Here is a 12575-nt window from a genome sequence, read left to right as displayed (position 1 = left end):
GCTCTTCCCGCTCACTTGAGACCGAGCTTTTCGCGGTTCGCCGCCATTTTCTCGCTGCGCACTTTGACGATGTCTTCCCAGCCGTTCTGGTCGAGGAACGACTTGTAATCGTTAAGCACCGCATCGAACGAAGCGTCGTCTTTGGCGCGGATCAAGCTGACGAGCGCCGTGTTCCATTTGGTGTTGATCGCGGTCAGCGAGCGGGCCTGAGGCGTGCCCTGGTCCGGGTTGATATTTTCCAGCACGAAGTGCGGCACCAGCTTGCCTTCGCCCCACTGCCGCATCTGTTTGATCGATTCCGGAGATCCGTTGTCGCTCAGCAGCGCGTATTTGTCGTGGCCGAAAAACATGAACTCGCTCATCCGGTATTCTTTTTTATACTGGTCGGAGTTGTTCAGGCGCATATCGTTGACTTCCGGCAGCAGCTCGATCTTGCCGTCCGCGTTCTTCTTGTACGTCTCGCCTTCGATTCCGTACTGCATCAGAATCTGCCCTTCGTCGCTGAGCAGGTACGTAAAGATTTGCATCGCTTTGGCCGGGTCTTTGCACTGCTTGGTAATATAGTTGACCATCCAGCCGGTAATGCCGGATTGATTGAGCGTCGGCTGGCGTCCTTCCGTGCTCTGCGGACCGTCGATCGCCATATAAGCCTGATCGGGATGCGCGCTTTTGAACGTTTGCAAACTGCCGCTCAGCTGAGGCGTACCGCCGATCAGCAGCGTCGCGTATTTGCCGGCTTTCACTTTTTCCTCGAATGCCGTTCCGTCGTCCGCGAAGCTGTCGTCGCTGATGCCGCCGCTGCGGTACACGGTGTTCAGCGCTTTGACCCAGGCCAGGTAGTCTTCATCCAGATTCCGGTTGTAAAATTGTCCGTCTTCCGTCTCCAGCGGCACGCCGAGGAAGTCCTGGAGCGTATCGCCCAGCGAGCCCGTGCCTTCGCCGATCGCGTTGAAGCCGAACGGAATCAGCTTGGGGTATTTGCTTTTGATTTCTTTCATGACGCTCTCGAACTGCTCCGGCGTGCCCATCTCCGGCTTGCCCAGCGCTTCGTAGATATCCTGGCGGATCGCGAACGCCGTCGTCGCCTGGATTTCGCCGTCGTCGTAGTTGGCCTGCGTATTGGAGTAGTTCGGGTAGCCGTAAGTCTTGCCGTCTTTGAGCTGGAACCAGTTCAGCGTGTCTTCGGCGGCGACTTTGCGGAAATACGGATCGTACTGATCGGCCAGATCGTCGAGCGGCAGCGCCCAACTGGCGGCTTTCTGCGCAACGGCGGAGTTGGCGTCGAACACGGTAATCAGGTCGGGCATGTCTCCGCCGGCGAAAAAGGTATTCAGCTTGGTATCGTCGCCCGTAATGAATTTGATGTCGATATTGAGGTCTTCTTTGATCTTCTTGGTCACGACGTCGCTGCCGAAATCGGTGTTCCACCAGTCCGCGTTCACATACCAGGTCAGCTGCGTCGGCTCTTCTTTCTTGTCCAGCTTCCAGGCCGGCGTTTCGGGATCGAGCTCGTAACGGTTTTCCAGCGAAACTTTCGCCGCTTCTTTTCCCGAACCTCCTCCTCCGCAGCCGGTCAGCAGCAGCGCCGTTGTCAGTACCGCCGCGCCGAATTTAAATCCATTTTTTCTTAAAACGTTTTTATTTGCGATCATACTTGTTCTCCTCCAATTCGAATAGGCGGACGCCCGGGAATCCACGCTTGTGTTCAATCTGCTATTCTTTCACCGCGCCCAGCATCATGCCGGATATAAAGTAGCGCTGAAGCAGCGGATAGATGGCGACGATCGGCAGCGTGGTGATCACGATCGTAGCGAGCTGCACGCCTTTGGTCGTCGTTTCGATAATCGCGGATCCGCCGATATTTTGCATGGACTGCGTTTGCGACTGGACGATAATATCGTAGAGCAGCATCTGCAGCGGATACAGCGACTGGTCGGTGATGTACAGCTTGGTGGTCATAAAGTCGTTCCACTGCGAAACCCCGTTGAACAGCGCAATCGTCGCCATCGCGGGCATGGACAGCGGAATAAAGATACTGAGGAATACGCGCCAGTCGCCCGCTCCGTCGATCTTCGCCGATTCTTCCAGCGAGTCGGGCACGTTGCGGAAAAAGTTCATCAGGATCACCACGTCGTAGTAGCTAAGCAGCGCCGGGATGATGTACACCCAGAACGTATTGAGCAGGCCCAACGATTTGATCAGCAGATAGGTCGGGATCATCCCGCCCGAGAAGAACATCGTAATCACGCCCATCGCGACGTACAGTCTCCGCCCTCTTATGTAGCGCTTGCTGAGGCCGTAGCCGACCATGGCGCAGAAGAACACGTGCGTGACGACGCCGAGGCCCGTTTTGGCGACGGAGATGAAGAACGCCTGCCAGATGCTCGAGTCGCTGAACACCGCGCGGTAATTCTCCAGGGAAAATTCGGTCGGCCAGAAGATGAATCCGCCTTCCGCGAGCGACCGGCCGGAGCTGAACGAAGACACGATGACGTTCCAGAGAGGAACGATAATCACGACCGCGAACAGTCCCAGCAGAATCATATTGATCGTATCGAAGACCCGGCTGTCCAGATCTCCTTTTACCGCCTGTCGGTTCACATCCAAGCCCTCCTTTGCGCTGCGCCGATTCCTGTCTTATATGAATCTTTTTACAAAACGGATTGGTTGTCGTTCAGCTTGCTGGTGACTTTGTTCGCGGTCACGAGCAGGATCACCGATACGATCGAGACGCCCAGGCCCACCGCGGTCGCGTACGAGAAATCGCCCTGCGTCAAGCCCATGCGGTACACGTAGGAATTGATGACTTCCGCCGTTTGGCGGTTCTGGGAATTCATCAGCACGAGCGTCTGGTCCAGGTTGGAGCCGAGCAGGCCGCTCACCGTCAGGATCAGGTTCAAGCTGATAATCATCTTCATATTGGGCAGCGTGATATTCCAGATCTGCCGCATCCGGCTCGCGCCGTCGATCTTGGCCGCTTCGTAATACGTCGGATCGATCTTCGCCATAATCGCCAGGTAAAGAATCGTGCCCCAGCCGACTTCTTTCCAGATATCCGACAGCACGGCGATCCACCAGTATTTCCCCGGATCGAGCAGGATATTCTGCGGCTGCGAGATCAGGCCCAGCCCCATCAGCAGCTGGTTCAGCAGGCCGGTCGTCGAGAACCAGGTAATCAGCATCCCGCCGAGCACGATCCAGGACAGGAAGTGCGGCAGGTAAGAGATGGTCTGCACGAACTTTTTGAACCGGCTGAAGCGCACTTCGTAGATCATGATCGCCAACACAATGGGAAGTACGAATCCGATCGCAAGCTTCAGGAAGCTGATCGCGAGCGTATTGACGACGGAATCCCAGAAGTAGCGGTCGGATAAAATAATGCGGAAGTTCTCCAGCCCCACCCACGGAGCGCTGTCCAGCGTATCGATGACGGTATAACTTTTGAATGCGATCGTCAGGCCGTAAATCGGGATAAAGCAGAATACGATCATGAAAATAACGCCCGGCAGTACCATCGTTTGCAGCTCCCACTGCCTGAAATAATCGATGGCGAAATTTTTGGCCCGCCGCTTCAGCGACGGCTTGCCCGCCGATTGACCGTCCGGCGAAGCCAAAGCCGATTTTGCCATATGAGCCGCTCCTTTCCGCTTACTATGATGAGTGTTTCAAATTGATTAAAACGTTTTTATTGACGGATAAAAAAAATGAGCCGATTTGATCCACATTCTTCTCTCTTCATGTTAACGGTTACATTTTTGCAGCGGGCACCGGAGCCGGGACGGACCGATTACCTTCGATCCGCCCTGCCGATATTGACGTGGCTGGAACCGCGCACGATCAGTTCGCCCGGCAGCTTCTGCGACAATCCTTCTTCTTCGCCGCGGATCATGCCCACCAGCCGGTCGATCGCCAGAATGCCCTGCCGCGCGATAGGGTTGCGCACCGTCGTCAGCGGCGGCGAGAAGTACGGCGCGATATCGATATCGTCGAAGCCGACGACGCTGATATCGGTCGGAATCTCGTAGCCGTGGGCTTTCAGCGCCTGGATGCAGCCGATCGCGCTCAGGTCGTTGCCCGCCAGAAACGCATCCGGCAGCTTGTGCCCGTACGAGCGGATAAACGCTTTGATCGCGTTGAACGTGCTGTCTTCTTCGAAGTAGCCCTGGATGATATAATCGTCGTCCGGCGGCAGCCCGTATTCGCGCAGCGCCGCCCGGTAGCCTTCCCGCCGCTGCACGCTGTCGAACATCGTGTCCACGCCCGAGATATACGCGATCCGCTTGTGTCCGAGCCCGATCAGGTACTTGGCCGCTTCGTAGCCCGCCGTATACGAGTCGAAGATCACGCTGCCCATCGTTTCGCCTTTGAACTCCCGGTCCAGAAACACGGCTTTGATCCGGTCTTTCTCCATCACGGCGATATCGTCTTCGTCGATCTTCAGCTCTTCGTAGATGATGACGCCGTCCACCCGCCGCCCGAGTATATTGCTCATGATAACGTGTTTGTCTTTGGTGACGAACACGTTCAGCCCGTAGCCGTGGCGTTCGCACTGGCGCGACATGGTCTCGACCAGTTTGTAGAAGTAAGGGCCCGCCACGCTTGTGGTAAAGAAGCCGAGCATCATGGTCTTGCCCGATTTCAGCATTTTTCCGTTCAGATTCGGAATATAGTTCAGCCGTTCCGCCACTTCCAGCACGTGCATTTTCGTCGCCGGGTTCAGCACGTCCACATCGTTCAGCGCGTTCGATACGGTGGAGATCGATACTCCCGCTTCCCTGGCGACATCTCGAATCGTAATTTTGGCCATAGTTTTTGGTTCCTTTTTCTAAAAACGTTTTTATGGATTTAAAATAGCACAGGTTGAGCGGCAGGGCAAGCGGTTTTTTATACGCTTACATTCAAAAATATCAAAAAGAGCTTCGCGCTTGCGCAACAAAGCTCTTTTCACTCTTCTTGCCGACTTACTTCTTCACGCTGTTTTTGAACACATTCATCGCCCGCTCCAATACAAAGCTGGCTTCGTAATCCAATTCCTCCGCCGATCCGGCGGTTTCCAGGACGCGCTGCGCATGGTTGATCGCCCGGTTCAGCGTGCCGAACGACGAAGCCGGATACTGGCCGGGCTGGACGCCTTTCGGCGAATCCAACAGCTGCTCCGCTCTTGCGATCGCCCGGGCCAGTTCCTCCGAATCGATAATGATATTGCGGTAAATCTCCACATCGTGCCGGGCAGCCTGGTAAACGGACCGGTCGTAAGGACCGTTGTCCAGCAAAGTCTGCAGGAACTGCGCCGAACGCTCGAAGTCGCTTACGCGCTTGTCGACGTTGACGTTAAGCTGCGCCAGCGAAGCGAGCGGCGCGACGATCCGGGCCCGGTATTCGGTCAGCGAGCTGCGATACGGCGCCAGGTCTACGGGTGCCAGGGAAGGAAGCTTGGCCAGACCCAGTCTGTAGTATTCGTAAGCTCGAACCGCCTCTTCCTTGCTTTCGCCCACTCCATTCAGATATGCGAAAAACTGGTCGAGAAAATCGAGGATCGCATTTTGTTCCGCGGTCAAATTCAGCGTTTCGCGCGGTTCTCCGTGCGTAATGTACTGCGCCAGTTTGGACGCCGATCTCGATGCTTCGCTTTTGTTGTCGATGTACCGGTAATCGTACGTCCATCTCGCACTTTCCAGCTTGCGCAGAGCGGAAGACAGCTGCGCCGAAGTCGGGTTCGGATTCGCCAGCACTTTAAGCGCCTGGTTCTGCGCCTCGGACAGCGTCCAATATTCAAAATGATCCGATGTTTGCGAGAATTCGAGCTGCGAATCAATCGAAGCATTGACCAGCGCAATCAGTTCCTTTTTCTCCGAGCTGCTCAGATCAGGCGCAGCCACGGCTGCGGCGGAACTTTCCGCCGCCGAGACGTGCGGAGCGAACGGCAGCGAAGACGCCGCCGTCCCGAAGACGATGACGGATGCGAGAGCGGCGGTCGGAAGCTTTTTCAATACGTTGAATGTGGACGAGTTCATGTAATTCCTCCTTATGTAATAAGAAATGGGGGTTTTTATTCATTCTTTTCTCATTACACAAACAAGGAAATTTGGAAACTCAATATCCTTTTTAATTGTCGAGCGGCGCGTAGGCCTGGAAGCTATTCGTTCTTAAACAGCGTTTCCGCCACGAGATGCGCGGCGCGGTCCGTGCCGAGCTCGCCCAGGCCGATCATCTGCTTGAGCTGTCCGCCGAGACTTATCCCGCGATTGGACAGAATCACGAAGCCCGACTGCAGATCGCGGTTGAACGCCGCGAAACTGCTGGCGCCGTAGGTCGCGCCGTTGTGCCAGTGTGTCACGGTTCCGTCGCCGCGCATCGAGCGCATCCAGGCGTAGCCGATGCCTACGCCTTTGGACGGGGCGACCGACGCCTGCTCGGTCTGGCAGTCCAGGAAAGCCGGCTCCAGCGAAGCGCCGCCCGGATGCTGCCCGAGCTGCGCTTCGAGATACGTCAGCATATCCGGCAGCGTGGAGCGGACCGCTCCGGCTCCCGCCATCGCGGAAGTGAAATCCCAGTGCGGCGTCGGCTTGCCGCCGGGCGCGAAGCCCGAAACGAGGGACAGATCGGCCCTCAGACGTTCGGCCGTCTCGCCGGACTGCGCAAGCATTCTTTGCTTGCGGGCATCGGTAAGCTCGAACGGATTGCCGGCCGGCGATCCCTGTTCAGGCGGCGCCTGCGCGCGAGACGATTCCCGCGCTCCGACGGCCTTCGCTTCGGCGGCCGTCTTGCGGCCAGCCTCGGGCGCCGTATCCGCCTGCTTGCGGCTGTAAAGCTCGCTGCCGTTCATGCCCAGCGGAACAAACAGCTCCTGCGCAAGCATATTCCGCAGCGCAACTCCGCTGCGGCGGGCCAGTATCCAGCCGAGCAGCCCGAAGCCGTAGTTGGAGTACTGGTGCTTTTTTTTGATTTTTACTTGTTCGGCGCGCACCGCTTCCAGCAGATGCTCGTCAAGATAACCCGCGTAAGGATTGGCTTTGCCTTGCTTCATGGAGAGGATTGCGTTCTGCGGCAGTCTCGGAAGCCCGGACGTATGCGTCGCCAGCTCGCGCAGCGTCGTCTGCCGGGCAAACTCGCTGCTCTCCAGCTCCGGAATCCCTTCGCTGAGCGAATCCGAAGCGTTCCACAGCCCTTCCCGTTCTCCGTTCGCCAGTAAGAAGGCAGTCAGGGTCTTGGTGATCGAACCGATCTCGTACTGCGCCTGCGATTCGTTCCCGGAAGACGCCGCCGTTTCGTCAGCTTCGGGCGTCCAGACGAACTTCTCTCCCCGGACGATCCAGCCGATCGACGGCGAATGATCCGCAAGCCCGGCCCAGCGCGCGATCTTCTTGTTGTTTTCCAGCATATGCCTAACCGACTCCATATAAAAAGCCCTCCTTGTCTCGGGTTAATACGCGAGAGGAGGGCCCGGGTTGCGTTTGACTTTTGAAAAAGAAGCTTCGGAACCGTTCGAGCACTCTAATCTCTAGCTCCGATTCACCACCCGGTGGATATGGATCGTCAGGTAGATCAGCTCGCTATTGGAGATGGTGCGGTCGAAATTTTTTTCGATATATTTCCGAATCCGTCCGGCGCACTCGAACTCTTTGACGTAAGTGCTCCGGACCTGGTCGTACAAAAAGCCTTCGTCGCGTTCAACTTCCATATTCTCGATCAGGCGCTGCGCAAAGTACTGCAAATGGGTGACGAAGCGCGAATAATTCAGCGACTCGTGGTCGAGCGCGATGCCGAACTGGTACGAAACGATATTCAGGATGTCTTTGATCACGCCGGTAATTCTTGTGCTCAGCGCCATATTATCGTCGGACGACTGCTGGGCGTTGACGAGATGGAACGCGATATTGCCGGCTTCCTCCTCGGGAAACACGATATTCAGTTCCTCCAGCAGCACGTTGAGCGCGTATTTGCCGATTTTGAACTCTTCCGGGTAGAACTTTTTCACTTCCCACAACAGCCGGTTCTGCACGACGACATTCTGCTTGTGCCGCTGCACGGCGAAGTAAATATGATCGGTCAGCGCCACATAAATATGCTCGTTCAACTCCGCTTTGAGCGTTCGTTTGGCGCAGCGGATCACCCGGCTGGACACGTCGAAATACACGTCCGGGATATCGCGCGACAGCCGGATTACATCGCTCGACGTTTTCTCGTCTTTGAGCACGAATACGCGCTCGACGTCGCCTTGGCTCAGCACGCTGCCCATCTCGTAATTGCAGCCGATTCCTTTGCCCATGACCACTGTTTCCCGGCCTTCGTCGTCCGTCGCGATGACCACGCTGTTGTTCAGCTTTTTGATAATCCGCATCTTCGTCCACCCTCTTCGCGCCGCCTCCATATCCGGAATGCCGCGGCTTTAACTCAATTCCTCGCCGTTGGAGGCGATCACCTGCTTATACCAGTCGAAAGACTTCTTGCGGCGCCGTTCCAGCGTGCCGCTTCCGTCGTCGTGTTTGTCCACATAGATCATGCCGTACCGCTTCGCCATCTCCCCCGTGGAAATACTGACCAGGTCGATGCAGCCCCACGCCGTGTAACCGATCAGATCGACGCCGTCGCGGATCGCCTGCTTCATCGCCAGCACATGTTCGCGCAGGTAACCGATGCGGTAATCGTCTTGAATCGAACCGTCTTCTTCCACCGTGTCCGCCGCGCCCAGCCCGTTTTCCACGACCATCATCGGGATCTGGTAACGGTGGTGGATGTTGTTCAGCGCCCAGCGGAGCCCCTGCGGATCGATCTGCCAGCCCCAGTCGCTTGTCGGGATATACGGATTCTTGATGCCCCGCGCCATATTGCCCGCCGTCGTTTCCAGCGTCGGATCGGTGCTCAGCGTAAACGGCGTGTAATAGCTGAACGTATAGTAGTCGACGCAGCCGTTTTGCAAAATCGCATCGTCTTCCGCCTCTACCTCCAGCTCGATGCCCTTGTCCGCCATATAGCGCAGCGCGGGTCCGGAATATTCGCCGCGAATCTGCACGTCCGAACAGAGCAGGTTGTTGATCAGGTCTTCTTCCTGCGCCAGCATCACGTCGTCCGGGCTGCACGTGTACGGATACGGCGAATGGTAGGTGATCATGCAGCCGATACGGAACTCCGGATTGATCCGGCGTCCGATCGCCACGGCTTTTGCGCTCGCCACCAGCTGATGGTGCATGGCCTGGAGTCTTTTGCGCGCATCGTCGTTCGTCGGCTTGAAAAAGAGTTCGCCGTTCTCCTCGGGCAGCAGCATGCCGCCGGCGAAGTACGTCCCGTAAGGCTTCAGCAGACAGTTCAATTCGTTGAACGTAATCCAGTATTTGACCGAATCTTTGTAGCGTTCCAGCACGACTTCGGCGTACTTGGCAAACAAGTCGACCAGCCGGCGCGATTCCCAACCGTTATATTTCTCGCTCAGTACAAAAGGAAGTTCGTAATGCGACAGCGTCACCAGCGGTTCGATGCCGTGCCTGCGCAGCTCCGCAAACACCCTGTCGTAAAAACGCAGCCCTTCCTCGTTCGGCTCGCTTTCTTCGCCCGTCGGGAAAATACGCGTCCAGGAGATCGACATGCGGAAAATCTTGAACCCCATCTCCGCAAACAGCGCGATGTCTTCTTTATACCGATGGTAAAAGTCGATGGCTTCGTGGCTCGGGTACAGCGTCCCTTCTTCGAACTCCCGCGTGATCCGGCGTTTGGACGTCCGGCTGCCGACCGTGACGTGATCCGCGGTCGACGGTCCTTTGCCGCCTTCTCGGAAACCGCCTTCGATCTGGATCGCGGACGTCGCGCCTCCCCAGAGAAAGTCCGGCGGAAATTGTTCTCGTACTTTTTTCATCTTAAATCTCCTCCTGCCCGGTTTAATATGTTCGAATGCGGCTGTAAAACGGCAATCAGTTGATCGCCCGGCTGGACATCGCGGTTCCCTCCGCCGATGACATCGAGATAATCCGCCGTGTTCGTAATGATGATCGGCGTGATCACATCGAAGCCCGCCGCGCGAATGTCTTCGATACTGAACTCGATCAGCGGATCGCCCACTTCGACCCGATCGCCGGCTTCCACGAGATTTTCAAAAAATTGCCCTTTGAGCCGCACGGTATCGACACCGATATGCATCAGCACCTCGACGCCTTCGTCGGACGTGACCGAGATGGCGTGTTTGCTTTTGGTGAGCGTGGTAACCGTGCCCCCGACCGGCGAGACCAGCCGGCCTTCGGCCGGAATCACCGCGATCCCTTTGCCCATCAGCTCGTCGGCAAACACGTTATCGTCGACCTTCGACAAATCGACGGCTTCGCCGCGCAGCGGGCTGAATACCGGGAGCTGCTGCTTGGAGAGAACGGATAGAGCCGCGGGCCCGGCATCGGCTCCGGGAGCGTTACTGCCGTTCTCGCCGGTAACTTCCGCACCGGACGGCTGGACTTCCGAAACGCTTTCGTCTTTGAAACCGAGCACAAACGTCAGGATAAACGAAGCGACCAGCGCAATCGAAGCCGTAATCACCGCGTTCAGGAAGTTGCCCGGATACAGATCGCTGACGAACGAAGGCAGCTTGAGCAGCGACGGCGAGACCATGGCGAAGATCTTGAGCTTGACGATGCCGGCGAACACGCCGGCGATCAGCCCCGCGATAATACTGGCGATCATCGGACGTTTGAGCCGGAATACGACGCCGTAGATCGCGGGCTCGGTAACGCCGGACAGCAGCGCGGTCGTCCCCGAGGAGATCGCGATCTGGCGCATCGACTTGTCGCGCGTCTTGATCGCGACCGCGAAGCACGCGCCGGTCAGCGAGAAGATCGCGGAGAGCGAGCTGACCGCCATCAAGCCGTCGTATCCGTAGGTCGCGATCGAGGTGATGATGGCCGGCGTAAAAGCCCAGTGCATGCCGGTCATGACCAGCAGCGGCTTGAAGCCGGACAGAATCGCCAGCGCGAGCCAGCCTACTTTTTCCTGGATAAAGTAAATACCGACCGCAAGCCCGTTTCCGAGATGGTAGCCCAGCGGACCGACCGCAAGCAGCGCGACCGGCGCCATGACGATAATCACGACCAGCGGTTTGAAAAAGACTTTGATCACGCCCGGCGACACCCGCTCCGCGAAGCGTTCGACGTAGGACATCAGCCACACGACGACGATAATCGGAATTACGGTCGAACTGTAGTTGATCAGCGTCACCGGCACGCCCAGCAGGGCGACGGGTTCATTGGCTGTGACCAGCTCGATCCACTTGGGATGCAGCATGATGCCGGCGATCGCCAGCGCCAGATACGGATTGACTTTGAACTTGTTGGCCGAAGACAGCGCCAGCATGAACGGCAGGAAGTAGAATACCGCATCGGCGAAAAAGGACAGAAAATAATAAACGCGATCTTCCGCGGTCAGCACGCCCGTCAGCACGAGCAGCGAGATGATGACTTTCAGAATACCCGCCCCGGCCAGAGCCGGCACGATCGGCGCCATCGCGGACGACAGCACGTTGACCATGCGCATCAAAACGTTCATTTTCTTCTTCGGTTCGTCGGCACCGCCGGAAGCTTGCGAAGCGCCCTGCGCGGGCAGCAGCTTTACGACCTCCTGGTAGACTTTAGGCACGTCGTTGCCTATAATGACCTGATACTGGCCGCCGTTGTCGGTCGAACCGAGCACGCCGGGCAGCACCCGCAGCTCCCGTTCGTTGACTTTGCCCGAATCCCGCAGCGTGAATCGCAGCCTCGTCATACAGTGGATCAGACTGACGACGTTCTTTTCTCCGCCGACATGTTGCAGAATTCGCTCCGCAAGCTGGCTTCTTTCCATGTTCCATTCCTCCATGTTCGGAGCGGCGGAGCTGCCGGCTGCTCAGCCCGGCACCGCCGTCCGTGATATCAGAACACAAAAAAAGATCCTATTCGGAAAAAGGCCTGCGCTCTACAAAAAGGCGCGTGCGTCGTTCCCGAATGGATCCTGCCTGCTCGACCAGTAACACGTCCGCATCGGATATTCGTTTGTCTTCTGCCGTTAACGATAACATGCCAAGAAAGCGGTGTCAACCGGATAAAAAAGGCAGTTGATCCCTGGCGCTCCAGCCGGGAAACCCTGTCTCGATTAAGGAGGAATCCCATGAAAAAATCTCATTACTGGATCGATACAGCCGCAGGCCGGCTTATGCAGGGCGAGACCGTGTTGGCCGAGCAGCAGTCGGAACTTCCTTCTCTGCAAGAGCTGGGACGGCTGCTGTTTCTTCATCATTGAAAAAACCGGCAGCCGCGCAAACTGCGGGCTGCCGGTTTTGCTGTTCATGTACTTGTTTGCCGTGCTTCTATTTGCGCGACTCCTTATTCTTGTTGGCAGACGCTGCGCCGACCGCCACGCCTACGCCGATCCCGATCGGCAGGCCGAGCGCGATATTGTCCAGGGCCAGACCGAACAGCAGCCCGATCGCCGCCCCCAGCGCAATTCCGGCGCCCATTGCTTTTTGTCTGCTGTCTTCGCTTTGATTACCGTTCATTGTACGATACCTCCGCTTTGGAATAAAATCCGACTTTTTCCGCCGACATTGTTCGTTCTATTACGTTTTT

11 protein-coding genes are annotated in these 12575 nt (G+C 56.9%); 1 reads left to right on the top strand and 10 read right to left on the bottom strand.

All coding sequences use genetic code 11. The features are described 5' to 3' along the window. Nucleotides 1-11: 11 nt before the first annotated feature. The 9 genes from QWJ34_RS06720 to QWJ34_RS06680 all read right to left on the bottom strand — a co-directional run bounded on the left by QWJ34_RS06720 (nt 12) and on the right by QWJ34_RS06680 (nt 11814). A complete protein-coding gene (locus QWJ34_RS06720) occupies nt 12-1652 on the bottom strand; it encodes a type 2 periplasmic-binding domain-containing protein (protein WP_302726308.1) in 1641 nt (546 codons plus the stop codon). A gap of 61 nt (nt 1653-1713) precedes the next feature. Continuing rightward, nucleotides 1714-2601 carry a carbohydrate ABC transporter permease gene (locus tag QWJ34_RS06715; protein ID WP_302726307.1) on the bottom strand — a complete coding sequence of 296 codons (888 nt, stop codon included), beginning with the start codon at nt 2599-2601 and terminating at the stop codon, nt 1714-1716. A gap of 50 nt (nt 2602-2651) precedes the next feature. Continuing rightward, nucleotides 2652-3629 carry an ABC transporter permease gene (locus tag QWJ34_RS06710; protein WP_302726305.1) on the bottom strand — a complete coding sequence of 326 codons (978 nt, stop codon included), beginning with the start codon at nt 3627-3629 and terminating at the stop codon, nt 2652-2654. A 158-nt stretch (nt 3630-3787) separates the two neighbouring features. Beyond that, a complete protein-coding gene (locus QWJ34_RS06705; RefSeq protein ID WP_302726304.1) occupies nt 3788-4807 on the bottom strand; it encodes a LacI family DNA-binding transcriptional regulator in 1020 nt (339 codons plus the stop codon). Nucleotides 4808-4961: 154 nt separating this feature from the next. Beyond that, nucleotides 4962-6014 carry a hypothetical protein gene (locus tag QWJ34_RS06700; protein WP_302726302.1) on the bottom strand — a complete coding sequence of 351 codons (1053 nt, stop codon included), beginning with the start codon at nt 6012-6014 and terminating at the stop codon, nt 4962-4964. A gap of 122 nt (nt 6015-6136) precedes the next feature. Further along, nucleotides 6137-7399, bottom strand: a complete 1263-nt coding sequence (locus QWJ34_RS06695) for a serine hydrolase domain-containing protein (RefSeq protein WP_302726301.1) — start codon at nt 7397-7399, stop codon at nt 6137-6139. A gap of 102 nt (nt 7400-7501) precedes the next feature. Then, nucleotides 7502-8341 carry a BglG family transcription antiterminator LicT gene (gene licT, locus QWJ34_RS06690; RefSeq protein ID WP_302726300.1) on the bottom strand — a complete coding sequence of 280 codons (840 nt, stop codon included), beginning with the start codon at nt 8339-8341 and terminating at the stop codon, nt 7502-7504. A 48-nt stretch (nt 8342-8389) separates the two neighbouring features. Then, entirely contained in the window at nt 8390-9850 is a 1461-nt protein-coding gene (locus QWJ34_RS06685) for a glycoside hydrolase family 1 protein (protein ID WP_302726299.1), read from the bottom strand. Continuing rightward, the gene (locus QWJ34_RS06680) at nt 9847-11814 is read right to left on the bottom strand and encodes a beta-glucoside-specific PTS transporter subunit IIABC (RefSeq protein WP_302726298.1); all 1968 of its coding nucleotides are present in this window, start codon (nt 11812-11814) and stop codon (nt 9847-9849) included. The genes QWJ34_RS06685 and QWJ34_RS06680 overlap by 4 nt, the downstream gene beginning before the upstream one ends. A 303-nt stretch (nt 11815-12117) precedes the next feature. On the opposite strand from QWJ34_RS06680, the gene QWJ34_RS06675 reads away from it, so the two are divergent. After that, the gene (locus tag QWJ34_RS06675; protein ID WP_302726297.1) at nt 12118-12249 is read left to right on the top strand and encodes a hypothetical protein; all 132 of its coding nucleotides are present in this window, start codon (nt 12118-12120) and stop codon (nt 12247-12249) included. Between the two features lie 67 nt (nt 12250-12316). Here the strand turns inward: QWJ34_RS06675 and QWJ34_RS06670 are convergent, their stop codons facing one another. Then, complete coding sequence (locus tag QWJ34_RS06670) at nt 12317-12505, bottom strand: glycine zipper domain-containing protein (protein ID WP_302726295.1); 189 nt, start codon at nt 12503-12505, stop codon at nt 12317-12319. Nucleotides 12506-12575: the final 70 nt, after the last annotated feature.

It is taken from the genome of Saccharibacillus sp. CPCC 101409 (assembly GCF_030518235.1).
Taxonomy (GTDB): Bacteria; Bacillota; Bacilli; order Paenibacillales; family Paenibacillaceae; genus Saccharibacillus.
Note: the sequence above shows the minus strand (reverse complement) of the source record. Positions and strands in the feature narration are given on the sequence as shown.

Coding starts and splice junctions, on each gene's coding strand:
- QWJ34_RS06710 (WP_302726305.1), bottom strand. CDS start 3,629: ATGGCAAAATCGGCTTTGGCTTCGCCGGACGGTCAATCGGCGGGCAAG.
- QWJ34_RS06720 (WP_302726308.1), bottom strand. CDS start 1,652: ATGATCGCAAATAAAAACGTTTTAAGAAAAAATGGATTTAAATTCGGC.
- QWJ34_RS06680 (WP_302726298.1), bottom strand. CDS start 11,814: ATGGAAAGAAGCCAGCTTGCGGAGCGAATTCTGCAACATGTCGGCGGA.
- QWJ34_RS06705 (WP_302726304.1), bottom strand. CDS start 4,807: ATGGCCAAAATTACGATTCGAGATGTCGCCAGGGAAGCGGGAGTATCG.
- QWJ34_RS06695 (WP_302726301.1), bottom strand. CDS start 7,399: ATGGAGTCGGTTAGGCATATGCTGGAAAACAACAAGAAGATCGCGCGC.
- QWJ34_RS06685 (WP_302726299.1), bottom strand. CDS start 9,850: ATGAAAAAAGTACGAGAACAATTTCCGCCGGACTTTCTCTGGGGAGGC.
- QWJ34_RS06700 (WP_302726302.1), bottom strand. CDS start 6,014: ATGAACTCGTCCACATTCAACGTATTGAAAAAGCTTCCGACCGCCGCT.
- licT (WP_302726300.1), bottom strand. CDS start 8,341: ATGCGGATTATCAAAAAGCTGAACAACAGCGTGGTCATCGCGACGGAC.
- QWJ34_RS06675 (WP_302726297.1), top strand. CDS start 12,118: ATGAAAAAATCTCATTACTGGATCGATACAGCCGCAGGCCGGCTTATG.
- QWJ34_RS06670 (WP_302726295.1), bottom strand. CDS start 12,505: ATGAACGGTAATCAAAGCGAAGACAGCAGACAAAAAGCAATGGGCGCC.